We start from the raw sequence: 25,505 nt of genomic DNA, 5'->3' as shown, positions 1-25,505 counted from the left end.
TAATATTATGCATCCATTACTTCAACTTCAGCAATTAACACTTGGCTATTCTCAAGGTAGTTCTTTTAAAAAAATTATCCAAAACTTTTCTCTTGATTTACAAAAAGGGGAAATTGGTTCTTTACTTGGCTCGTCTGGATGTGGTAAAACGACTGTTCTACGTGCTATTTCAGGCTTTGAACCTGTCTATGAAGGGCATATTTACCTAGAAAATCATCTATTAGCTGAAAAGGGCCGTATGGTTCCTCCTGAAGAACGTCAAATTGGTATGATGTTTCAGGATTATGCACTTTTCCCTCATCTTACTATTGAAAAAAATATTGCGTTTGGATTACATAAATTATCAAAAGTAGCTGCAAAAAAAATTACCGATGAAATGTTAGAACTAATTGGATTACAACAAAGCGCTAAAGCATATCCACATGAATTATCAGGTGGGCAGCAGCAACGTGTTGCCTTAGCACGTGCAATAGCCCCCTCTCCTAAGTTACTTTTATTAGATGAGCCCTTTTCTAATCTTGATGTTGATACCCGTGAGAAACTTGCACTTGATGTAAGAGCTATTCTTAAAGAAAAACAACTAAGTGCTATTCTTGTTACCCATAATCAAATTGAAGCCTTTGTTTTTTCAGATAAAATTGGGATTATTTCACAAGGTCAATTGCTACAATGGGCAAGTGCGCAAGAGATTATCAATACACCAGCGGATTCTGCTGTTAAAGATTATATTCGTCAAGATGTTATCACTGCTTATCAAAAGATGGTTTGATGCAATCTAAAAGTGTGTATTATCGAATATTTTTATATTGTATCTTACTAAGATAGTTTATATATAAACTAGTATTAAACGCTCTTATTTATATTAATAAACAGACAAAAAGAGGTGAATAAATCATTCACCTCTTTTTACTCTACCATATAAAGGAAAACTATTTACGTTTTCTTTGTGGAGGTAAGTCTGTGCAAGAGCCATGTGCCACTTCTGCCGCCATGCCAACAGATTCTCCTAAGGTAGGATGTGGATGAACGGTATGACCAATATCAGTAATATCTGCCCCCATTTCAATGGCTAAGCAAACTTCACTAATTAAATCACCAGCACCCGTACCAACAATACCACCACCAAGAATTCGATGTGTTTCTGCATCAAAAATTAATTTAGTCACACCTTCATCTCGACCATTGGCAATAGCACGACCAGAAGCTGCCCAAGGGAAAACACCTTTTTCAATAGCAATCCCTTGTGCCTTAGCTTGATCTTCTGTTAAACCTACCCATGCAACCTCTGGATCAGTAAAGGCAACGCCCGGAATGACTCGAGCATCAAACTCAGCTTTTTCACCTGCAATTACTTCGGCTGCCACATGCCCTTCATGTACGGCTTTATGCGCCAACATGGGCTGTCCAACAATATCACCAATAGCAAAAATATGAGGAATATTAGTACGCATTTGTGTATCAACAGGAATAAAGCCTCGTTCATTCACAATCACACCTGCCTTATCCGCAGCAATTTTCTTACCATTAGGAGAACGACCTACTGCTTGTAGCACCAAATCATAGCGTTGAGGTTCTTTAGGCGCACCCTCACCCTCAAAGCTCACATAGATACCATCAGCTTTTGCTTCAGCCCCTACTGTTTTGGTATTAATCATAATACGGTCAAAACGATGTTCATTTTTCTTTTGCCAGATTTTGACTAAATCACGGTCAGCACCTTGCATAAGGCCATCCATCATTTCAACAACATCTAAACGCGCACCTAGTGCAGAATAGACTGTTCCCATCTCTAGGCCAATAATGCCACCACCAATAATCAACATTTTTTGTGGAATCGCTTTTAATGCTAACGCACCTGTTGAATCCACAATACGATCATCTTCCGGTAAGAAAGGTAATTTAACTGATTGGCTACCTGCCGCAATAATGGCATTTTTAAAAGCAATCTCTTGTGTACCGCCACTTGTCAATTCAACAATGAAGTGATGATCATCTTTAAATTGTGCCGTACCCGTAATAACAGTTACTTTTCGTGCTTTTGCCATACCACTAAGACCTGTGGTCAATTTACCCACAACATTGTCTTTATAGCTACGCAATTTATCCAAATCAATAGTAGGCTCACCAAATTGAATACCATTAGCGGATAAATGTTTAGCCTCTTCAAGTACAGCAGCATTATGGAGTAATGCCTTAGATGGGATACAACCCACATTTAGGCAAACTCCACCCAATGTATTATAACGTTCAATAAGCGCTACTTTTAAACCTAAATCAGCTGCACGGAAAGCCGCCGAGTATCCCCCTGGGCCCGCACCTAATACCACCACATCAAAAGCATCATCACCAACAGATGTTTTTACCCCAATAGGTGCAGAAACAGTTGGTTTGGTACTTTCTGGTGAACTTGTTTTTTCTACTGATGATGGTGCTGTCACTGATGTTTGCTCTGCCTCTACATCTAAAATAACAGAGCCTTGGCTCACTTTATCACCTAATTTGACATGAATAGCCTTAACCACCCCTGCAGTACTGCTAGGAATTTCTATAGATGCTTTATCAGACTCAACGGTGATAAGACCTTGATCTACTCGGATAGTATCACCAACATTAACCAAAATCTCAATAACATCAACACTGTCAAAATCACCAATATCAGGGACTTTTACTTGAACAGTCATAAAATCTCCCTCTTAAATTAATGCACGACGGAAATCGCTTAATAATTGGGCTAAATACACGTTAAAGCGTGCTGCTGCTGCCCCATCAATAACACGGTGGTCATAAGAAAGCGATAGTGGAATAGTTAATCTTGGTTCAAACGTATGACCATTCCAAACAGGTTTTTGATAAGAACGACTTACCCCTAAAATAGCAACCTCTGGTGCATTAATAATCGGTGTAAAATGCGTACCACCAATGCCACCTAATGAGGAAATAGTAAAACAACCACCTTGCATTTGAGCAGGTGATAATTTACCATCACGCACTAATTTAGCCAGTTCAGCAGTTTCAGTCGCAATCTCTGAAACAGTTTTCTTATCCGCATCATGAACAACTGGTACGACTAAACCATTTGGGGTATCGGCTGCAAAACCAATATGATAGAACTGTTTCAGCACTAAATTATCACCATCTAATGAGGCATTAAATTCGGGGAATTTTTTCAAACACTGAACAACAGCTTTAATTAAGAAAGCTAGCATCGTGAATTTTACCCCTGCTTTCTCGTATTCTTTATTCAATTTCACACGGAAAGCTTCTAATTCAGTAATATCAGCCTCATCATTATTCGTAACATGAGGAATCATTACCCAGTTACGGTGCAGGTTAGCACCAGAGATTTTTTTGATACGTGATAATGGTTTTGTTTCTATTGGACCAAATTTACTAAAATCAATTTTTGGCCAATCAAGAACAGATAAACCGCCACCAACACTGGTATTACCCGTATTGACATTGTTATTAGGCGCAACAGATAAAGCCGCTTTTACAAATGCACGTACATCATCCGCCGTAATACGATTTTTACGACCAGAACCTTTTATCTGTGTTAAATCGACCCCTAACTCACGAGCAAAATGTCTAACCGATGGTGACGCATAAGGTAAATTTCTAAACTCAGCTGCACTCAATGCATACGCAGCTGTTGGAGAAGCACGACGTGTACTGGTATCTAAAGAAGGAGTGGCACTTACTACCGTATTATTCACCACTGTTGGCTCAACTTTCGGTGTAACCTCAGTTTTAACTGGTGCAGGTGCAGCTGTTGAGGCAGCATTTGTCTCTACTTGTAGGATAAGACTACCTTTACTGATTTTATCGCCTACCTTCACATTAAGGGCGACCACTTTACCTGCATGACTTGATGGGATTTCCATAGAAGCTTTATCAGACTCTACCGTAATAAGGCTTTGTTCTTCTTTAATGGTATCACCTACCGCTACCATAACTTCGATCACTTCAACCGCATCAAAATCACCAATATCTGGAACAACAACATCTACGATACCACCTGTTTGAGCTACCGCAGGAGCTGGTGTACTAACCGCTGTAGGAGCAACTGGAGAGGTTTCTTGTTTTGACTCTGGTGCTTGTACTGGTTTCTCTGTCGTAACAGAAGCCGTATCACTGACTTCTACATCAAGAATCACACTACCTTTACGAACCTTATCGCCTACCTTCACATTAAGGGCGACCACTTTACCTGCATGACTTGATGGGATCTCCATAGAGGCTTTATCAGACTCTACCGTAATAAGACTTTGATCGACACTGATGGTATCACCAACATTAACCATCATCTCAATGACATCGACCTCGTCTAAATCACCAATATCAGGGACTTTTACTTGAACTATTTGACTCATTCTTGCATTCCTTTTCATGAATGGGTAAAAAAGATTATTTTTTACCCAACATATTCAATTACTGTCTTTATTACGCGTGGTGAGGGTTTGCTTTATTAACATTAACATCGTATTTAGCAATCGCCTCTTCTACTTTGCTTACTGATAATTTACCCTCATCAGCTAATGCTTTAAGTGCTGATAACACGACAAAGTAGCGATCCACCTCAAAGTGATTACGTAATTTGTAACGGAAATCTGAACGGCCAAAGCCATCTGTTCCTAATACACGATAAGTACGATTAGCAGGAATAAACTCACGAATTTGGTCTGCAAAAATCTTCATATAGTCAGAAGAAGCAATAACAGGACCTTGTGTATTTTCTAGCATTGACGTAACGTAAGGTACTTTAGGTTTAGCGGTAGGATGTAATAAGTTTTCACGATTACAATCTAAACCATCACGGCGTAACTCTGTAAAGCTAGTGCAAGACCATACATCTGCTGCAATTCCCCAATCTTTTTGAAGTAGTTCTTGAGCAGCAATCACTTCACGTAAAATTGTACCTGAACCCAATAATTGAACACGAAGATCGCCTTTTTCACCCTCTTTTAACTTGTACATACCCTTGATGATACCTTCTTCATCCCCAGTTTTTAAGCCAGGTTGAGCATAGTTTTCATTCATCAATGTCATGTAGTAGAAGACATTTTCTTGATTTTCCACCATACGTTTAAGACCATGTTGCATAATCACAGCAACTTCATGGGCGAACGTTGGGTCATAAGAAACGCAGTTAGGGATAGTAGAGGCGAGAATATGGCTATGACCATCTTCATGCTGTAAACCCTCACCATTTAAGGTTGTACGACCTGCTGTACCACCTAATAAGAAACCACGCGCTTGTATATCACCTGCCGCCCATGCAAAATCGCCAAAGCGTTGGAAACCAAACATAGAGTAGTAAATAAAGAATGGAATCATGATACGGTTACTAACAGAGTATGAGGTTGCTGCAGCTAACCATGAGCAGAAAGCCCCTGCTTCATTGATACCCTCTTGCAATAACTGACCATTTGCTGCTTCACGATAGTACATCACTTGGTCTTTATCAACAGGGACATATTTTTGCCCTTCTGGTGCATAGATACCAATTTGACGGAATAACCCCTCCATACCAAAGGTACGTGATTCATCCGATAAAATAGGTACAACACGCTCACCAAGCTCTTTTTCTCGTAGTAGCTGGTTAAGGAAACGTACAAATGCTTGTGTTGTTGAGATTGTACGTCCTTCTGCTGTCGGTTCTAAAATCGCCTGGAATTTATCCAATGCAGGCACTTTAAGTTTTTCATCCGCATTTTGGCGACGACGAGGATAGTACCCTCCTAATTTTTCACGTTGTCCGCGAAGATATTTCATCTCTGCAGAATCTTCTGATGGTTTAAAGTAAGGGATTTCATCCACTTTATCATCAGGAATAGGAATATTAAAACGATCACGGAACTCACGCACCGTTTTCGCATCTAATTTTTTCTGCTGGTGGGCTGGATTTTTACCTTGTGCCACATTTAATAGGCCATAACCTTTAATAGTTTTAGCTAGAATAACAGTAGGTTGTCCTGTTGTTTTCATTGCTGCATCAAAAGCCGCATATACTTTGTTAGGATCATGACCACCACGATTTAAGCGCCAAATTTCTTCGTCACTCATACGGCTAACCATTTCTAATGCACGTGGGTCTTTACCAAAGAAATGTTCACGCACATAAGCACCATCATTGGCTTTATACGCTTGATATTCTCCATCAACGGTTTCTTCCATAATTTTGCGTAAAACACCATCTTTATCACGAGCTAATAGCGGATCCCAATATGAGCCCCAGATTAATTTGATCACATTCCAACCACTACCACGGAAATCCCCTTCTAGCTCTTGGATAATTTTACCGTTACCGCGAACAGGACCATCTAAACGTTGAAGATTGCAGTTAATGACAAAAATCAGATTATCAAGTTTCTCACGAGCAGCCAGACTAATCGCACCTAATGACTCAGGTTCATCCATTTCACCATCACCGCAGATGCACCATACTTTACGATTAGAGGTATCAGCAATACCCCGTGCATGTAGATATTTGAGGAAACGTGCTTGATAAATTGCCATCATTGGCCCTAAACCCATAGATACTGTTGGGAACTGCCAAAAATCAGGTAATAGTTTAGGGTGTGGGTAAGAAGGCAAACCGTTACCATCTACCTCTTGACGGAAATTATTGAGTTGCTCTTCTGTAATACGTCCCTCTAAGAAAGCACGTGCATAAATACCAGGAGAAGAATGTCCTTGGAAATAAACAAGGTCCCCACCGTGGTTTTCAGTTTCAGCATGCCAGAAATGATTCTGACCACAACCAATCATTGTTGCTAAAGAAGCAAATGAGGCAATGTGTCCACCTAAACTACCACCATCATCGGCATCATGGCGGTTAGCACGAACAACCATTGCCATTGCATTCCAACGGATATAAGCACGGATACGGGCTTCTAACTCTAAATTACCTGGATTAGGTGGTTCTAACCCAGGAGGAATGGTATTCACATAAGCGGTATTAGGTGAATAAGGAATATTTGAACCTGAACGACGTGCTAAGTCAGTTAATTGTTCGATAATATAATACGCACGCTCAGGACCTTCTCTGTCCAAAATAGCTTCTAAGGCTTCTAACCATTCTTTGGTTTCTGCCACATCTACATCGTTAAGTTGCTCATTTGTCGTCATGTAGTGCTCCTATTAAATAGCTTTTGACTAAGGCTGACGCCTATTTCATCATTTGAAGATTTTACACTCAAGCCAAGATACTGCGTCATCTCTTAATTATGCCATATTTTTTTATTGTTCATTTGACAATAAAATCGTGTTTTAATTAAGAAAAACTGTTTATAAACAAATATATCAAAACATTTTACTTATCTGATATATCTCAAATCCTAGGGTAAACCCTTATTATATAGAAATACTTTATGAATTTCATGATAAGTTTTTACGTCAAAATATATTTATGTATTTAACAAAACATAATAATAGATAAATTTCTTTTCATGATTATTTAAATCTAAAGGTTAGGTAGCAAAGACATAATCTTTAGTGATGTAATATATTATTATGTATTTAAAGAGACAATTTATGTCTTATGCCTAAGTTTTTGTTTTAAATCTTCTTAAAGAAGAAGATAGTAAATTTCGCTATTACAGTAGAAAACGCTTTAAAATACTTTCTATATGTTTCTAAACCTATCATTATTATGGAAGAATCCTCTCCTACCAATCTTATCAGTAAAGCACTAAGCTATACCTCTAAACCGCGTCGTTTTTATTGGTTAGCCCCTGTTTTTGTGATTATTTTGTATATCGCTGTCATGATTGCTTTTTTCAGCTTACAAAAAATCCAAACAAACCTTCTCCCTTATTTTATCGATAATAACGAGGCATTACAGCACTTATTAAATCTCACTATTATTGCCCTATCTATTCTCATTATTATGAGTTTATTTGTGATGTGGCATTATATTCGGCAACGACTCAAAACAGAGGCAGCATTAGAGACAGAAACTATTTTCAGACGTGCCATGGAAAACTCTATTCTCACTGGTATGCGTGTGATCGATATGACAGGCAAAATTATCTATGTAAATCCTGCTTTCTGTCGCCTTATTGGTTGGGATGAAACTAGCCTACTAGGGGCTGTTCAGCCTTACCCTTATTGGGTTCCTGGACGACACAAAGAACATATGCGAAATATGGAGCTGGTTCTTAATGGGAAAACCCCTAATTCTGGTATTGAATTAGAGGTACAACGAAAAGATGGTTCTCGTTTTACCGCCCGTTTATATGTGTCGCCCATGCGTAATTCAGATGGTCATCAAATTGGCTGGATGACATCTATGACAGATATTACAGAGCCCAAACGTGTACGAGAAGCCTTATCCGCCGCACATGAGCGGTTTATGACGGTACTTGAAAGTCTAGATGATGCGATTTCAGTGGCAAGAGATACCCCCAATGGTGTTGAAATTTTATTTGCTAATCGTACATACCGCCGCCTATTTGGCTCTCAACCTTATGGGCATGAAGAGCTATTTAAGCAATACAATGACAGCACAGATGATACAAACCAATACTATATTCCACTAGTCAATATTTGGTTTGAGGTTCATCATCGTACGCTCAGTTGGACAGACGGTCGCAAAGTAAGACTACAAGTCGCTCGTGATATTACAGAACGACTCAAACATGAACAAGAATCCCTTAATCAACAAGAAAAAATCCAAATTACAAGCCGATTAACCACTATGGGAGAAATGGCATCTACACTAGCACATGAACTTAACCAACCGCTTACCGCTATTGTAAACTATAATACAGCCGCCATGAATTTACTCAAATCTGGACAAACTGAAAATCCTATGCTAATTACCGCATTGGAAAAATCAGCCACTCAAGCAGAACGTGCTGGCCGTATTATTAGCCGTATTCGTGCTTTTGTTAAACGTAATGATCCTCGCCGCCAACGTGCTTCTATTAATCGTATTGTTTCTAATACGCTTGATTTAGCAGAAATAGATGCACGTAAGCATGGTAAACAAATCGAGGCATATATTGAGCCTGATTTACCCGATGTTTTTGCTGATCCGATTCTTATTGAACAAGTTCTTTTGAATTTGATTAAAAATGGTTTAGAATCAATGATAAACAGTAAAGAAACAGTTGTCAGAGTACTGGTTAATCGCAGTAATAAATATGTAGAAGTCGCTGTTATTGACCGAGGTTATGGTATTAAAGAGCCTGATCAACTATTTAAACCATTTTTTAGTACAAAACCAGAAGGACTTGGTATGGGGCTGAATATTTGTCGCTCTATTATTGAATCTCATAATGGTCAATTATGGGCCACTCCTAACCCAGATGGTGGTACTATATTCAGATTCAAAATACCTTTTGCCAATTCCAACAATACCATATCAACAGATAAGGAGATACATAATGATTAATTACACCATTTACATTGTTGATGATGATGATGCAGTAAGAGATTCTCTTCGTTTTTTATTAGAGACTGCCGGGTATAATGTACTTACCTTTTCCAGCGGGAGTGAGTTTTTAGAAAAATATGACCCCAATCTTGTCAGTATTTTAATCACTGATGTCCGTATGCCAGGTATGACAGGATTACAATTACAAGAAGAGCTTAATCTCCGTAAAATCAATATTCCTATTGTATTTATCTCTGGTCATGGTAATGTACCGATGGCGGTTGATACGATGAAAAAAGGGGCGGTTGATTTTATTGAAAAACCCTTTAACTTAACCGAAATTCAAGAAGTTATTTCTCAGCTCACTGCCGAAGCACAAGCCCGAGCTGATGAAGCACAGAGCCAACGTGCTAACGAAGAATTGCTTAGTAAACTGACCACTCGAGAGCAGCAAGTATTAGGTAGAATTGTAGCAGGACGGCTCAATAAACAAATTGCCGATGATTTAAGCATCAGTATTAAAACGGTTGAAGCACACCGTGCTAATATTATGGAAAAACTACAAGTATCAACGGTAGCTGATTTAATGAAAGTTGCCCTTCATTTTCACTCAACAAAGGAATAATATGACAGCCACAATTATTGATGGAAAAGCACTCGCCCAGACTATTAAAGAAGAACTACATGAACGCATTGCACACCTAAATAGCAAAGGTATTACCCCTGCTTTAACCGTTATTCTTGTCGGTGATGACCCTGCCTCTGCTGTTTATGTCCGCAATAAACATAATACTTTTACACAACTTGGTTTAAAAAGTGATGTTTTACATCTTCCTGCAAATATTACACAAGAAGCATTACTAAACAAGATTAAAGAACTGAATCAAGACCCTCTTCTACATGGTATTTTAGTACAGTTACCACTTCCGTCTCATATTGATAGTCATACGGTTATTGATACTATTGCACCTGAAAAAGATGTTGACGGTTTTCATATCAGTAATGCAGGTGCTTTAATGATTGGACACCCTCGCTTTATTCCTTGCACCCCTTACGGTGTGATGAAAATGCTTGCTACTCAACAAGTACCCTTACGCGGTGCAGAGGCAGTTGTTGTCGGTGCAAGTAATATTGTTGGTAAACCCATGGCACTCTTACTACAAAAGGAAGGTGCTACCGTTACGATTTGCAATTCAAAAACCAAAGATTTAGCGGCGCATACAAAGCGTGCTGATATTTTAGTCGTTGCAACCGGTCGCCCAGAAATGGTTACTGGCGATATGATTAAACCCGGAGCCGTTGTTATTGATGTTGGCATTAATCGTGGAGAAGATGGCAAACTAAGGGGCGATGTAGAGTTCTCTTCTGCTGTCAAGGTAGCAGGGGCTATTACGCCTGTCCCCGGCGGTGTTGGTCCTATGACAATTACAATGTTACTGGTCAATACCATTGAGGCCGCAGAACGTCAGTTGTAGTATTAATTTGCATATCCTCCTTAATGGAGGATATATTATTTTTTACTGCTCTTTTTTAATACTTAATCCTTGCTTTTTTAATAAAAGACATCACTTAGTCTGCATTATTATCTCGCTTAAAGAGTGACAAAATACTTTAAGTATTAACAAAAATCATCTTATTTATTATTTTTATCGTTATGGCAAATAATCCTTTACAACAATCAATCCATCATCTTATTGACTATGCACACGTTAAGGCAGAACATATTGTCCCTGCTATTACCCAACTACTTGAAAAAAACAAAAAAATCGTTGAGCAAATTGCAGCCAAAGAAGCCCCTCTTTCGTGGGAAAGTTATATTGAATATTTAGATATAGCTAGCGCCCCCTTATGGCGAGCATGGCATATTGTGAACCATCTTAATGCCGTGGTTAATACGCCAGAGCTTCGTGCTGCCTACAATGAAGTCCTTCCTAAAGTAACGGAATACTCTACATGGTTAGGTTTAAATAAAAATCTTTATAATCACTACAAAGCTATTAAAGCCTCCCCTGAATTTAATACATTAAGCCCTACCCGTCAGCGTATTATTGAATTAGCTTTACGAGATTTCAAACTGAGTGGTGTTGAGTTAGAGGGTGAGGACAAAGAGCATTATGCCAAAATCAGTGAAGAAATGGCACAACTTTCTCAAAAATTTAGTGAAAATGCCCTAGACGCTGTGGATAACTGGGCATATTTTGTCAATGATGAAAAAGATTTAGCAGGATTACCACAAGATGCGATTAATGCAGCCGCTGAAGCTGCCAAAGCAGACGGAAAAACAGGCTATAAATTTACCCTAAAAATGCCTTCGTATCTTCCTGTCATGCAATATGCACAAAATGCTACTTTGCGTGAAACACTCTATCGAGGTTTTACCACCATTGCATCAGATCAAGGTGATCCTCGTTTTAATAATGCCGATAATATTGAAAAATTACTTGCTTTACGTCAAGAAGAAGCTCATTTATTAGGCTATCAACATTTTGCTGATATGCGTCTAGAAACCCGTATGGCAGATAGTGCCCCCCAAGTTGTACAATTTCTAAGAGATTTAGCTAATAAAGCAAAACCTTTTGCACAAAAAGACGTAGAAGAAATTCGTACCTTTGCCAAAGAGAAACTAGGCATAGATACACTTAATCCTTGGGACTATAGCTATATTTCTGAACAACTACGTCAGTCCAAATACGCTTATTCTGATGAAGAAGTCAAACAATTTTTCCCAGAAGATACCGTTATCAAAGGTTTTATAACTGTTATAGAAAAACTCTTCCAAGTTACCTTTGAGCCTATTGAAGCCTCTGTATGGCACGCTGATGTTAATGTTTATAGCATCAAAGATAAGCAAAAATTAATTGGTTATCTCTATATGGATTTATATGCACGCACCGGTAAACAAAGTGGTGCATGGGTGGATTCAGAACGCAGTCGTCATGTCTATGGTGATACCTATATTCCTCCTATTGTTTATTTAACATGTAACTTTACCCCTAAAACAGGTGATAAACCTGCTTTATTAACCCTTGATGATATTATTACCCTTTTCCATGAAAGTGGACACGCTTTACATGCCCTTTTATCTGAGGTAAATGAACCTGCCGCATCTCCTTTTTCTAGCGTAGAATGGGATGCCATTGAACTTCCCTCTCAATTTATGGAAAACTTTGTATGGGAGTGGGCAGTTATTGAGCAACTCTCTCGCCACTGGCAAACGAACGAAAAACTACCTAAAACACTCTATAACAAAATGCTGGCAGCGAAAAACTTCCAAAGCGGTATGCAAACCGTTCGTCAAATTGAATTTGCTTTATTTGATATGCTCATTCATCAATCTAATCATCAGCTGACTATTCAGGATGTACTAGAAATTTTAAATACTGTTCGCCAAGAAGTCGCTGTGATTATACCCCCAAGTTGGAATCGTTTTCCTCATAACTTCTCTCACCTTTTTGCAGGTGGCTATGGGGCTGGCTATTATAGTTATAAATGGGCAGAGGTTCTCTCAGCAGATGCATACAGTCTATTTGAAGAAAATAAAGTTGCGGATGGTAGTACCTTAAATCCTGACATTGGTGCTTTATTTAGAAAAGAGATTCTTGCTGTCGGGGGTTCTATTCCTGCTGCTGAATTTTTCAAAAACTTCCGTGGGCGTGATCCTAAACCAGATGCACTACTACGTCATAATGGTATGCTAAACAAATAAGGAGATACCTATGCTTAAATCCCTATTATCCATTGCTGTACTATGCACTAGCACGGTGTTATTAACCCATACCCCTGCTATGGCTCAAGAGACAAAACCTACTGTTGTCTATAACATCGGGGGTAATTTACCCGATCTTGAGTTTACCCTACAAGGTGTTGATAAGCCTGTTTCAGCCAGTGACCTTAAAGGTAAAGTTGTTATGGTGTTTTTTGGCTATGCTTCTTGCCCCGATATTTGCCCAACAACTATGGCTGAATTAAGTGCATTTCGTGATGAATTAAGTGATGCTGAAAAAGACAAATTGCAGATCGTTTTTATCAGTGTTGATCCACACCGTGATACACCTGCCGTACTACAAGCCTACGTAGATGCCTTTCACAATGGGGCTATCGGTCTTACAGGAACAGATAAACAAATTGCAGAGATTGCAAAACGCTACCGTGTGGCTTACCAAATTGAAAAACCTAAACCCGGTGATGATCCATTAAATTATGAAGTTATGCACGCTCAAGGGGTTTATATTTTCGATACGCAAGGCAAAGCAAAATTACTCGCTTCAAATGCAGATAACACAGAATTAATTAAGGAAAAAACTCGTCCTTTATTAAAATAAATAAACGATAAATTCTAATAAATTATTTGACGCAATAGCCATTATTGCGTCATTTTTATTTTAAATATAAAACATTACTACTTCTATCCTTTTTTGATTAAAAGTAATTTGACATATTAAATAAAAGCACCTCACTAATCACCCTTAATAAGCTACATCACTGTGCAGTTTTATTCATATAATTTTGTTTTTATATTTAAATTTTCTTTAAAGTCAATCTGTTGTTTGGTAAACTTGCGGAGGTTTTAATAAATAAAAGGATAACAAAATGACTAAGATCTGGGTAATAGGTGATGCTGTTGTCGATTTAATTCCAGATGGAGAAAATCATTATTTACGCTGCGCAGGCGGAGCACCAGCCAATGTGGCCGTTGGTATTGCCCGTCTTGGTGTACCCAGTGCCTTTATTGGACGTGTGGGTAATGATCCACTCGGCAAGTTTATGCAACAAACACTTGCCGCTGAAAATGTACAAACAACCCATATGATTTTAGATCCTCAACAACGCACTTCTACGGTTATTGTTGGTCTAGACAATGGAGAACGTAGTTTTACGTTTATGGTGAAACCTAGTGCCGATCAATTTCTACAGACAAATGATTTACCCCCTTTTCATGCTGGTGAGTGGCTACATTGTTGTTCTATTGCATTAGTCAATAATCCTTCTCGAGAAGCAACTTTTGAAGCGATTCGCCGAATTAAAGTGGCTGGTGGATTCTTTTCGTTTGATCCTAATTTACGAGAATCGCTCTGGGACTCTTTAGAGGAAATGAAAACGGTTGTGATGCAAGCTGTCGCCTTAGCCGATGTCTTAAAATTCTCAGAGGAAGAGCTCACACTTCTCACCAATACAAATCGCTTAGAACAAGCTATTCAATATATTACTTCTCAATTTAGCGATAAATTAATTCTAATTACGCTAGGTGAGAAAGGAACGCTTTATTACTTTAAAGGAGAAAGTGCCGTTATAGCAGGCAAAGCACTAGAACCCGTTGATACAACAGGTGCAGGTGATGCCTTTGTGGGCGGATTATTAGCAGGTTTAGCACAACATACCAATTGGCATTATGATAAAACCATATTAGAGCAGATTATTTGTCAAGCCAATGCTTGTGGTGCGTTGGCAACAACTGCCAAGGGAGCTATGTCTGCCCTACCCGATAAAGCAAAGCTAGCTGCTTTTTTATCGCAATGAATAAAAGAGGTAGATCGTTATAAGCAAAAATAAACTATTACCCTAATCATAAAAGCATATTAGGTTAAATAAACCTATTTTTCTTATATATCATTTAGATTTATACGCAAATACGTCACTTTTTGTATTTATATCTGTTGGTTTTTAGAGATTTTTACTCAAAAACTTGCTTAATTAAGCACTTACTGTTAAAATGCTAGCTTTGCTGAATTAACTTAATAGAAGATTATACATATGGCCAATACTGCCCAAGCTCGTAAACGTGCTCGCCAAGCTGTAGCACGCAATAAACACAATTCTAGCTTACGCTCTTTATTACGCACCTCTATCAAACGTGTACGTCAAGCTATCGAAGCTGGTGATAAAGCTAAAGCTAACGAAGTTTTCTCTAAAGCAACTAGTGTTATCGACCGTGTTGCTGATAAAAAAATCATTCACAAAAATAAAGCTGCTCGTCATAAAAGCCGTTTGGCTGCAGCGATTAAAGCCCTCGCTTAATTTTTTAGGATATAAATATTAAGTTTGTGTAGAGATGTCCTCTTTTCTACACTAGGGTTCAGCATAAAAAAGACGCTATTTTAAATGGCGTCTTTTTTCTATGGAAATACACATACACAAATAAGATAATTTTTAGAACAATAAATTTTCTATAAAAGATTTATGCTGCGGTAGCGTGATGAATATAATAAATTAACAATAACGCTATAGTGTAGGCTCTCCTCTTAGCTCTACCACTAAATCATTATCATTTGCAAAGTCGTAGATAAACTTCCAGGCTCGTGGTTCTAATGCACGCAAACGCTCGTCAACCACAATACATTTTTTTCCATCAATATTATTAGGAACAACGTAAGGTGAATAGGCAATATGGTTGTTTGTTAGACCAGCAGGACGAAACTGAGACATCACGCCCGCTAGACGCTCTGCCCAATCACTAGGTCGAAATGTCTGACCTTTTTTGGTTACACCGTAAATAATTAACTGTTGCACTTGTTTAGCCCAATAGCAAGGAATGTAATATTTTATTCTATTTAGGGAAAAATTTCGACAATTTTTCCTATTATTGTTTATTATTACTAAAAGGACGGGTAAAAACCCTTTATTATTAAACATTCTCTTTTTAGTAATTGATCTATGAATATTCAAAACCATAACGCACCTATGCGGCATTTTCTACAGCTCACTGACTTTTCTGCACAAGAAATACTCTATATCCTAGAGCGTGCCTATTATATTAAGCAAAAATTTAAACGATACGAGCCACATATGCCTTTACATGATCGTACATTAGCTATGGTTTTTGAAAAAGCAAGCACACGTACACGAGTGTCTTTTGAGGCAGGTATGTATCAAATGGGTGGATTAGTGATTAATCTTACCTCTAATGATTCACAATTAGGACGTTCTGAACCCATTGAAGATACGGCTCGTGTTATTACACGTATGGTAGATATTGTGATGATTCGTACCTTTGAACAAACACGTCTTGAACGCTTTGCTGCTCATTCTCGTGTTCCTGTTATCAATGGACTTACAAATGAATATCATCCTTGCCAAATCCTAGCAGATTTACTCACTTTTGTAGAATATAAAGGGTCTATTCAAGGGAAGACTGTTGCGTGGATTGGTGATGCCAATAATATGTCTTATACATGGCTACAAGCTGCTCAATTACTTGATTTTAAACTTCATGTATCCGCACCTAAAGGCTATCAATTAGACCATCATCGTATCGGTAAGGTTGATGCTAAATATCTACAAGAATTTGATGATCCTATGCAAGCTGCTGTTGGTGCAGATTTAATCACAACAGATGTATGGACAAGTATGGGATACGAACAAGAAAATGAACGTCGTCGTATCGCCTTTGCCAATTGGATGGTGGATCAGGATATGATGGCATTAGCCAATAAAGATGCTATTTTCATGCACTGTTTACCTGCTCACCGCGGAGAAGAAGTAACAGCAGATGTTATTGATGGACCTCAAAGTGTTGTATGGGATGAAGCAGAAAACCGTCTCCACGTTCAAAAAGCATTAATGGAGTTTTTAGTGCTAGGTAAGCAAGAAACCCCTCAATTATTACTATAATATTTCTGTCTAATAAAGGGATATGCTGTTATTCATTTAACAGATAAGACTTTATTATCCCTTATGAGATAAAAATATACGAGTTAGTTGATTGCTATTTTTAATAGAACCATATTCTTTTAAATATGCCCTTAAAAGTTTTTGCAATCAATAATACGAAAGCGTACAATAGTAAACCATTATTTATCTTTTTTTCGAGTGAATTCATGAGTAATATTAATAAAGTAGTACTCGCCTACTCTGGCGGTTTAGATACATCAGTTATCCTAAAGTGGTTACAAGATACTTATCAATGTGAAGTGGTTACTTTTACTGCAGATATTGGTCAAGGAGAAGAATTAGAACCCGCACGCACCAAAGCATTAAAATTTGGTATTAAACCAGAAAATATTTTTATTGATGATCTGCGTGAAGAGTTTGTCCGTGATTTTGTATTCCCAATGTTCCGTGCCAATGCTATTTATGAAGGTGAATACTTACTTGGTACTTCTATTGCTCGCCCTTTAATTGCAAAACGCCAAATTGAAATTGCAAATCAAGTCAATGCTGATGCCGTTTCTCATGGTGCAACAGGTAAAGGAAATGATCAGGTTCGTTTTGAACTCGGTTATTATGCATTAAACCCTAATATTCGTATTATTGCACCATGGCGTGAATGGGATTTACTATCACGCGAAAAACTACTTGCTTATGCTGAAAAGGCAGGAATTGAGATCGATATGAAGCATAAACAAGGTGGCGCACCTTATTCTATGGATGCTAATTTACTCCATATCAGCTATGAAGGTCGTCATTTAGAAGATCCTAATGCAGAGGCAGAGGACAGTATGTGGCGTTGGACATCTTCTCCTGAAGAAGCTCCTGATACACCTGAATATATTGATTTAGAATATGAACGTGGTGATATTGTCGCCATTAATGGTGTTCGTCTTAGCCCTGCGCAAGTATTGACACAACTCAATACTTTAGGCGGTAAACATGGTATTGGTCGTTTAGACTTAGTTGAAAATCGCTATGTTGGTATGAAATCTCGTGGATGTTATGAAACCCCAGGAGGTACAATTATGCTAAAAGCCCATCGTGCTATTGAATCTATTACCCTTGATCGTGAAGTTGCTCACCTTAAAGATGATTTAATGCCTCGTTATGCTGCATTAGTTTATAACGGTTATTGGTGGTCTCCAGAGCGTAAAGCCCTTCAAGTCCTTATTGATCATACCCAAGAATATGTGAATGGCTTTGTCCGCCTTAAACTTTATAAAGGTGGTGTATATACTGTTTCACGTGATTCAAAAGATAGTCTTTTTGATAAAACAATTGCGACTTTTGATGATGATGGTGGTGCATATGATCAAGCTGATGCAGGTGGTTTTATCAAACTAAATGCACTGCGTATGCGTATTGAGAGTAAAGCAGGCCACCGTTAATACACTCTCTATTTTTTATCATAAGAGATATAAACTCGCTCTATGATATTTCTAGCCTGAATCACGGCTTATATAATATAGGCAAAATAAAAACCCCTAAAAGATTTTAGGGGTTTTATTTATGATGAAAAAGATCAGACCTTATGCTTTTTGGTAACGATCAGCACTGCTGGTGATTTCTTCTTTCGCTACATCTGGGCCTGCCCAACCTGTTACTTTTACCCATTTACCTTTTTCTAAATCTTTATAATGTTCAAAAAAGTGTTGGATTTGTTTTAATTCAACTTCTGGTAAATCTTCAACAGTTTTAATATTGCTATAAACAGGGTAAAGTTTATCAACAGGCACAGCAAGTAGTTTAGCATCTTGACCCGCTTCATCTTCCATCTGTAAAACACCAATAGCACGACATTTAATCACTGAACCTGCCTGTACAGCAAAAGGTGTCTTGACCAGTACATCCACAGGATCACCATCTAATGACAAGGTTTGAGGGATATAACCGTAGTTACATGGATAATGCATTGCTGTTAGCATAAAGCGATCTACAAAAAGAGCACCACTTTCTTTATCTACTTCATATTTAATAGGATCTGAATTCATTGGAATTTCAATCACTACATTGAACTCTTCTGGCAATTTAGAACCAGCAGGTACATTGGCTAAACTCATATTTATTTCCTTATAACAATAAAAATTATATTTTAGGTGTTTGATGATTAACACCTGGGAGAGGTGCAGAGTCAAAAAGCGCTTCATCGGGTGCTTTTTGCTCTTGTATAACATCATGCGCAAATTCTACCTGATTTACAAGTAGATGTTCATCAGGATGCGCTAAACTTTTTACATCAGGTGGGGCTGGATCATTACTCGTATCAGCCGCTACTAATACTTTTTCTTCATTCTTGTCTAAGAGAACAAATGAATTAGAAGCTAATCTCCAGTATCGAATTGCTTCCTGTAATTTACCTTGTCGATCATTTAAAATACCTAATAAGGCATAAGTACGAGGATTTTCTGTCAAAGATAAGCTTTTGGTTAAATAGCGATCGGCTTGCCCCCAAAGTTTTTGCATCAGACATAATTGTCCTAAAGCCGTTAAAAGATTTGAATTATTTTCATCACTTTTTAACAGTTGTTGTGCAAAAGAAAGACGCTCACCTACCTCTTTCTCTGGAGATTTTGCATAATGCAATAAGATAGTATTATCTATTTTAGTATTTAAAGAAAGCTCTAGAACCTCTCCTGCCTTACGATATTCCTCAGCAGACTCATAACGTAGTGCCATTGCCATTGCGATTTGTGTTGTAGCTTTCTCTTCACGCGCTAGTGATTGATAAAAACTAATAGCTTCCTTATAAGATGTATTCGCAATATAAATAGGACCATAATGCACTAATAGTGTTTGAACTTCTTCATCTGTTAAGATTTTTTTGCGATGTAATTGTCGTGCAATATCAAACATTTTGAGGGTTTGACCTGTTTGGCGGTAAGCTCGTAACATCAACTCCTGAAGATGGACACTCTTTTGACCGACTTTTTCGACAAAATCTAAATGTGCTAAGGCTGCTGTACTCTGCCCTTCTTCCAACAGTAATTCTGCCTGAACAGTTGCTACCGCTGCTTCTAATCGCGGATTAGATTTACTGATACGGCGAGCTTGCGCTAATAATTCATCTCTCTTATGCGTATTACCTAAATCATGTGTAACACGAGCTGCCGCCATACTAGCCAAAACTTGACGCTTATCATGATGTGTATGTTTAATTAAGCGTAATAAATGCTTTTCTGCTTGTTGTGAACGTCCTTCTAGAAAATCAGTCCACCCTTGCTCTAATAAAGCAATATCTTTATGCTCATGACGTTTTTCAGACCAATTTGAAAAAGTCAGTGGTAAATGAAGCACTTTTGCTATCAATCGTAGTACGATGTAAAAAAGGGCGAAGATAATTAATAAAAGCATAACCGCCGTTAATAATGACATAGTACGGCGCTCATCACCTGTAATAATCATCACCACATCATGATTATTCTTTAATAAAAGCACAGCAAGAATCGCTAAGCCAAATAAAATGAGTAACTTAATCAGTGATCGCATTGTATTGTTTCCTCTTAGTTTTCTTTGCTTAAATCATGGTTAATTTGATCGATTACCTGCTGTGTATAAGATAGCTTAGGTAAATCAGTATGAATAGGTGTTGCTATTAATTGACGCACAATAGCAATTGCCTGTTGTGTTTTCTCAGCATTTAAGTTGTAGTATTTCATTAATTGCTGTTCAACTTTTTGCATAGCCGATTTCCAAATAGCATCCTCACGTTTAAGTAAGGCTTCTTGTGCAATACGCAATTGTGCTAATGTGGCTTCCCGCTGTAACTTAACTTCAGCTAAAGACAATGTAGCCAAGGCGGGATCAGAAAGTTTTTCAACTCGCACTAAACCACCTAAATCAGAACGAATCGCCTCAAATGCCTCTGCTGGTAACCGTTCTACTTGATTTATTGCTCTATCTAACCAAGGTATTTCTTGATCAACTTCACTCGTATTTGCCATTGATGAGGTCGCACTTGGTACAACACCTGTTACACTTTCTGGACTCATAAAGGGAGCTGTTTGAAGGGCTTCATCTAAGGCTTTACTTAAATTAAACAAGGCATTGATATCAGCAACTTTAGCGGTATTAAGAGCGGAAATATCTTTATCAATCGCTAAACTCAGTGCAGACCATTGTTCCCCTCTTTGATCCGCAATTGCTACTTGGATAGCCGATAATGCTTTAATGGTACGATCTTTATTAAAATTGACTGTTCTCTCAAAATCAGCCGCATTGTAATAACGTAGTATATCCGTTACCAATGATTGTTGTGTTTTTTGTAATTGTGTTTGTTGATTGGCTATTTCATGCTGAGTTGCTTGTAATTGCTGAGTAAGCTGTGCAATTTGCTGATTTTGTTCATTAATTCTATTTTTTAAATAAATAACTTCCTCAGAATCAGCCGCAGGATTAATCGCCTGATTATCTAATACAAGTGCTTGCGTTGATACTACATTCGTAGTCTGCTCAGATTCAGTTGATACCGCCTCTTTTGGCTCTTCCTCTTGTAAGTTTGTTATTGAAGTATCTGCTGGCGTTTTTACCTCAGAAGCGATATCTACTGGTATATCTACAGATGCTTCTGCTGTAGGAGTATGATCAATATGCGCCATTGAGGGAGGTTCTGTAACACTACTATTTTCTGTTGATTCTGCCATTACTGGTGTATCCGCTTCAGTAGTGCTTACCTCATGATGTACCGTATTATCCGTAGTATTCTCTTGTGTAGATACACTAGGAGGTGTTGTCGAACTTGGTATCAGATCATTTAACCAACCCTGTTGTTGTGCATAATAAGCACCACCACCTAAAGCAGCCAAACAAGCAACAATCGCTATCGTTTTACCTAAACCACCTTTTGATGATTTTTGCTCAAGAGGTAGTTCCTCCTCTGCGGTAGAGGATTCTTTTATACTTTCTTCTACAGGGGCTTGCTCTATAGACTGATCTGAATGAACCGCTTGGTTTATATCATCTACAGGTGACTCTGACACATTTTCTGCTTTTTTTTGTTCCTTGACTTTTTTCTTAGCATGGGTCATTGTCATCATTACAATATCTGTATTAGGTGTAGAAGACGTTTTTTTAGTATCCACATTACCCTCTTTTGGTTTTGTTTCTACTTGCTCTAACGTTGATTTTTGTTCATCCATGTCTATAAACCCCTTTTTGGTACTATATTGTTTATAAGAATAACTATACACATTTTATACGTCTAATGTGACGTTTTAAAACCCATTATAAGAATTTTATCCCTATCACTCTCTTTTTTATCAAGAGCGATAGGATATATCATTGATAAATATACATCAAGGTTTTTTAGAAGTAGTATGATGTTTTCGGTAGAATAAATAACTAATACCTAATAGACCAAACCAAACTGGCATCGCTAATAATCCTTTTAAAGTATCTGCATCTTGGGAGAAGAGATAAAAAGCAAATAGTAAGAAAATTAAACATGCCCATGCCATCATAGCACCACCCGGTAATTTATAGATAGACTGTTGATGTAAGGTTGGTCTTGTTTTAGCATATTTAATATAACATACCAAAATCATAATCCATACAAACATAAAACCAATACTGGATACGGTTGTTACGATAGTAAACATTTTCATGATATTACCATCTTGGTATAGCAAAAAGACACCAATCAATAAATATACACTTGAGTAAAGTAATCCTAACGCTGGCACCCCACCCTTATTGAGTTTACTAAAAATACGCGGTGCTGATTTTGTTTCTGCTAAACCATATAGCATTCTTCCTGTAGAAAAAACACCACTATTCGCAGAAGACATTGCTGATGTAAGTACCACTAAATTAACAATACTTGCTGCTGCAGGAATCCCAATCAGCATAAACATATTCACAAAAGGACTACGGTCTGGTACGACTTTATCCCAAGGTGTTACCGTCATAATGACACATAAGGCTAATACATAAAAAACAACCACACGGATAGGAATACGATTAATTGCAGCAGGTAAATTTTTACAAGGATCTTGTGTTTCTGCAGCAGCTGTTCCAACTAATTCAATCCCCACAAAGGCAAAAAAAGCAATTTGGAATGCCGCAAAAAAGCCTGAAATACCATGTGGAAACATCCCCCCTTCTCTCGCCCATAAATGCGTAACAGATGCTTGAATACCGGTTGTTGGATCAACAAACCCTGTCATCAATAGATAAATACCCACAAATACTAGGGCAATAATGGCAATTACTTTAATTAAGGCAAACCAAAACTCTACTTCACCAAATAATTTTACGGTTAGTAAGTTCATTAAGCACATGGTTGCAATACAGATAACACCAGGCATCCAAAGGGGTATATCTGGCCACCAGAATTGAGCATAATTTGTAATCGCAATAATATCTGCAATACCTAATACTAACCAACAGAACCAATATGTCCAGCCTACAAAAAAACCAGCACATGGGCCTAATAAATCATAGGTGAAATCCGTAAAAGATTTATAGTTTAGATTAGAAAGTAATAACTCACCCATTGCACGCATAACAAAGAATAAGAAAAAACCAATAATCATATAGGTAAACAGTACCGAAGGACCTGCTAGGCTAATCGTTCTACCTGAGCCCATAAAAAGACCCGTTCCAATAGCACCACCAATAGCAATTAGTTGTAAATGACGATTTTGTAGCTTACGCTGTAAACCTTGCTCTTGTACATGACTCATGATTTTTCCTACTTCTACAATCAGTATGACAAAATGGATGCAAATATGAAATATACTGCATAAAAAGCATTAAAGTTAGTTGCTTATTCTCTATAATTTGTAATATTTTATACTTTTTTTATAAGAAATAATAATATATTCAGGGATATACTAGAAAACTGTTTTTGCTTTATTTATGATCTTTATTATAATAAGCGAATAAAAAAATAGACCATATAAAAAAATCATTCATACAACCTTGTTATATGAATGATTTTCTTTTGACGGGTTAATCCCTTACTATACTTTATGATTTTTACGATAAAACTGATAACAAATACCCAAAATTAAAAACCATACTGGCATAGCTATTAAACCTTTTAAAGTATCTGCATCACGTGAAAATAAATATAGCACAAAAATTAAAAATCCTAGACATACCCACGTCATTATCACACCACCCGGCATTTTATAGATAGACTGTTGATGCTGTTGGGGACGTAATTTTCGATATTTTAGATAAGATAATAAAATCATCGACCATACAAAAATAAAACCAATACTGGATACAGTCGAAACAATTGTAAATGCCTCCATAATATCCCCTTGTTGATAAAGTAAGAAAATGCCAATAACAAGATAGATACATGAATACATCAACCCTAATGCAGGTACACCATTTTTATTGAGTTTACCCAAAATACCAGGTGCTGATTTACTTTGTGCCAAACCATAAATCATACGACCTGTTGAGAACATTCCACTATTGGCAGATGAAATAGCAGAGGTTAAAACGACTAAATTGATTAAACTTGCTGCAATAGGAATACCAATAAGCATAAACATATTGACAAAAGGACTTTTATCAGGACTAACCATATCCCAAGGGGTTACGGTCATAATCACACAAAGTGCAAGGATATAGAATACAATAATGCGAATAGGAATACGGTTAATCGCAACAGGAAGATTTTTATAAGGGTCTTTTGTTTCGGCAGCAGCAGTACCTACTAATTCCATTCCTAAACATGCAAAAACAGCAATTTGAAACGCTGAGAAAAAGCCACTTATTCCATGAGGAAAGACTCCCCCTTCTCTTGCCCATAAATGACTCAAAGAAGCCTTTACACCTGTTTGTGGATTCGTAAAACCCGTGAATACTAAGTAAATACCAACAATAACTAAAGCAAGAATGGCAATAATTTTAATTAGGGCAAACCAAAATTCCATTTCGCCAAAAAGTTTCACTGTCAATAGATTCATGGTACACATGACTATGATACAAATTACACCAGGCAACCAAAGAGGTATATCAGGCCACCAAAAACGTACATAATCAGTAATAGCAATAATATCAGCGATACCAATAACAACCCAACAAAACCAATATGTCCAACCAACAAAGAAACCAGCACAAGGGCCTAATAAATCATGCGTAAAATCGGTAAATGACTTATATTCCAAATTGGATAGTAATAACTCCCCCATTGCACGCATAATAAAGAACAAAACTAAACCAATCAGCATATAGGCGAATAGTACCGAAGGGCCTGCCAAACTAATCGTTTTACCTGACCCCATAAATAAACCTGTACCAATAGCGCCACCAATAGCAATTAATTGTAAGTGTCTATTCTGTAAATTTCGTTGTAATCTGTGTTCACTTTGCTGCTCTGTTGTCATTTGTAACCACTTATATAATAAATATAACGGCAAGCAATATAACCTATTTACAATAAAAATAAAAGTTTTTGCATTAAAACAAATATAGGGAATTACCCTAATAAAAGGACTAATTAGTTCTATTCTTACTGTAACTA

19 protein-coding genes are annotated in these 25,505 nt (G+C 37.5%); 10 read left to right on the top strand and 9 right to left on the bottom strand.

All coding sequences use genetic code 11. The annotated features are described in order from the left end of the window. The first annotated feature begins 7 nt into the window (after positions 1-7). Entirely contained in the window at positions 8-769 is a 762-nt protein-coding gene (locus F9B76_RS01570; RefSeq protein ID WP_159990506.1) for an ABC transporter ATP-binding protein, read from the top strand. Positions 770-929: 160 nt separating this feature from the next. Here the strand turns inward: F9B76_RS01570 and lpdA are convergent, their stop codons facing one another. The 3 genes from lpdA to aceE all read right to left on the bottom strand — a co-directional run bounded on the left by lpdA (position 930) and on the right by aceE (position 7,128). Continuing rightward, positions 930-2,681 carry a dihydrolipoyl dehydrogenase gene (gene lpdA / locus F9B76_RS01565; RefSeq protein ID WP_159990505.1) on the bottom strand — a complete coding sequence of 584 codons (1,752 nt, stop codon included), beginning with the start codon at positions 2,679-2,681 and terminating at the stop codon, positions 930-932. A 12-nt stretch (positions 2,682-2,693) separates the two neighbouring features. Then, on the bottom strand, positions 2,694-4,370 hold the full coding sequence (gene aceF, locus F9B76_RS01560) for a dihydrolipoyllysine-residue acetyltransferase (RefSeq protein WP_159990504.1): 1,677 nt from the start codon (positions 4,368-4,370) through the stop codon (positions 2,694-2,696). Between the two features lie 70 nt (positions 4,371-4,440). Then, on the bottom strand, positions 4,441-7,128 hold the full coding sequence (gene aceE, locus F9B76_RS01555; RefSeq protein WP_159990503.1) for a pyruvate dehydrogenase (acetyl-transferring), homodimeric type: 2,688 nt from the start codon (positions 7,126-7,128) through the stop codon (positions 4,441-4,443). Positions 7,129-7,651: 523 nt separating this feature from the next. Here aceE and F9B76_RS01550 point away from each other — a divergent pair. The 7 genes from F9B76_RS01550 (at position 7,652) to rpsT (ending at position 15,394) form a co-directional block, all read left to right on the top strand. Beyond that, on the top strand, positions 7,652-9,397 hold the full coding sequence (locus F9B76_RS01550) for a PAS domain-containing sensor histidine kinase (protein WP_159990502.1): 1,746 nt from the start codon (positions 7,652-7,654) through the stop codon (positions 9,395-9,397). Further along, positions 9,390-10,004 carry a response regulator transcription factor gene (locus F9B76_RS01545; protein WP_159990501.1) on the top strand — a complete coding sequence of 205 codons (615 nt, stop codon included), beginning with the start codon at positions 9,390-9,392 and terminating at the stop codon, positions 10,002-10,004. The genes F9B76_RS01550 and F9B76_RS01545 overlap by 8 nt, the downstream gene beginning before the upstream one ends. Before the next feature lies 1 nt (position 10,005). Beyond that, a complete protein-coding gene (folD, locus tag F9B76_RS01540; protein ID WP_159990500.1) occupies positions 10,006-10,854 on the top strand; it encodes a bifunctional methylenetetrahydrofolate dehydrogenase/methenyltetrahydrofolate cyclohydrolase FolD in 849 nt (282 codons plus the stop codon). Positions 10,855-11,033: 179 nt separating this feature from the next. After that, positions 11,034-13,085, top strand: coding sequence for a M3 family metallopeptidase (locus tag F9B76_RS01535; protein WP_159990499.1), 2,052 nt, complete (start codon positions 11,034-11,036; stop codon positions 13,083-13,085). Positions 13,086-13,095: 10 nt separating this feature from the next. Further along, positions 13,096-13,701, top strand: coding sequence for an SCO family protein (locus tag F9B76_RS01530; protein WP_159990498.1), 606 nt, complete (start codon positions 13,096-13,098; stop codon positions 13,699-13,701). A gap of 268 nt (positions 13,702-13,969) precedes the next feature. Beyond that, entirely contained in the window at positions 13,970-14,896 is a 927-nt protein-coding gene (locus tag F9B76_RS01525) for an aminoimidazole riboside kinase (protein WP_159990497.1), read from the top strand. A gap of 234 nt (positions 14,897-15,130) precedes the next feature. After that, positions 15,131-15,394, top strand: coding sequence for a 30S ribosomal protein S20 (gene rpsT / locus F9B76_RS01520; protein ID WP_159990496.1), 264 nt, complete (start codon positions 15,131-15,133; stop codon positions 15,392-15,394). Positions 15,395-15,598: 204 nt separating this feature from the next. On the opposite strand, the gene F9B76_RS01515 is transcribed toward rpsT, so the two are convergent. Next, complete coding sequence (locus F9B76_RS01515) at positions 15,599-15,886, bottom strand: DUF3579 domain-containing protein (protein ID WP_159990495.1); 288 nt, start codon at positions 15,884-15,886, stop codon at positions 15,599-15,601. Between the two features lie 144 nt (positions 15,887-16,030). On the opposite strand from F9B76_RS01515, the gene argF reads away from it, so the two are divergent. Further along, positions 16,031-16,987 (top strand): ornithine carbamoyltransferase, encoded by a 957-nt coding sequence (argF, locus tag F9B76_RS01510; protein WP_159990494.1) that lies wholly within the window; start codon positions 16,031-16,033, stop codon positions 16,985-16,987. A gap of 206 nt (positions 16,988-17,193) precedes the next feature. Then, positions 17,194-18,414 (top strand): argininosuccinate synthase, encoded by a 1,221-nt coding sequence (locus F9B76_RS01505; RefSeq protein WP_159990493.1) that lies wholly within the window; start codon positions 17,194-17,196, stop codon positions 18,412-18,414. Between the two features lie 141 nt (positions 18,415-18,555). Here F9B76_RS01505 and ppa read toward each other — a convergent pair whose 3' ends face one another. The 5 genes from ppa to cycA form a co-directional block, all read right to left on the bottom strand. Next, on the bottom strand, positions 18,556-19,086 hold the full coding sequence (ppa, locus tag F9B76_RS01500; RefSeq protein WP_159990492.1) for an inorganic diphosphatase: 531 nt from the start codon (positions 19,084-19,086) through the stop codon (positions 18,556-18,558). 25 nt (positions 19,087-19,111) lie between these two features. Then, the gene (locus tag F9B76_RS01495; protein WP_159990491.1) at positions 19,112-20,512 is read right to left on the bottom strand and encodes a heme biosynthesis HemY N-terminal domain-containing protein; all 1,401 of its coding nucleotides are present in this window, start codon (positions 20,510-20,512) and stop codon (positions 19,112-19,114) included. A gap of 14 nt (positions 20,513-20,526) precedes the next feature. Then, positions 20,527-22,161 carry a uroporphyrinogen-III C-methyltransferase gene (locus F9B76_RS01490; RefSeq protein WP_159990490.1) on the bottom strand — a complete coding sequence of 545 codons (1,635 nt, stop codon included), beginning with the start codon at positions 22,159-22,161 and terminating at the stop codon, positions 20,527-20,529. A gap of 156 nt (positions 22,162-22,317) precedes the next feature. Continuing rightward, positions 22,318-23,706, bottom strand: a complete 1,389-nt coding sequence (locus tag F9B76_RS01485) for an amino acid permease (protein ID WP_159990489.1) — start codon at positions 23,704-23,706, stop codon at positions 22,318-22,320. 279 nt (positions 23,707-23,985) lie between these two features. Then, positions 23,986-25,368 carry a D-serine/D-alanine/glycine transporter gene (cycA, locus tag F9B76_RS01480; RefSeq protein ID WP_159990488.1) on the bottom strand — a complete coding sequence of 461 codons (1,383 nt, stop codon included), beginning with the start codon at positions 25,366-25,368 and terminating at the stop codon, positions 23,986-23,988. Between the last annotated feature and the right edge of the window lie 137 nt (positions 25,369-25,505).

The organism is Pelistega ratti (assembly GCF_009833965.1).
Classification (GTDB): domain Bacteria; phylum Pseudomonadota; class Gammaproteobacteria; order Burkholderiales; family Burkholderiaceae_B; genus Taylorella; species Taylorella ratti.
This window is presented reverse-complemented; position numbering and strand designations above follow the sequence as displayed.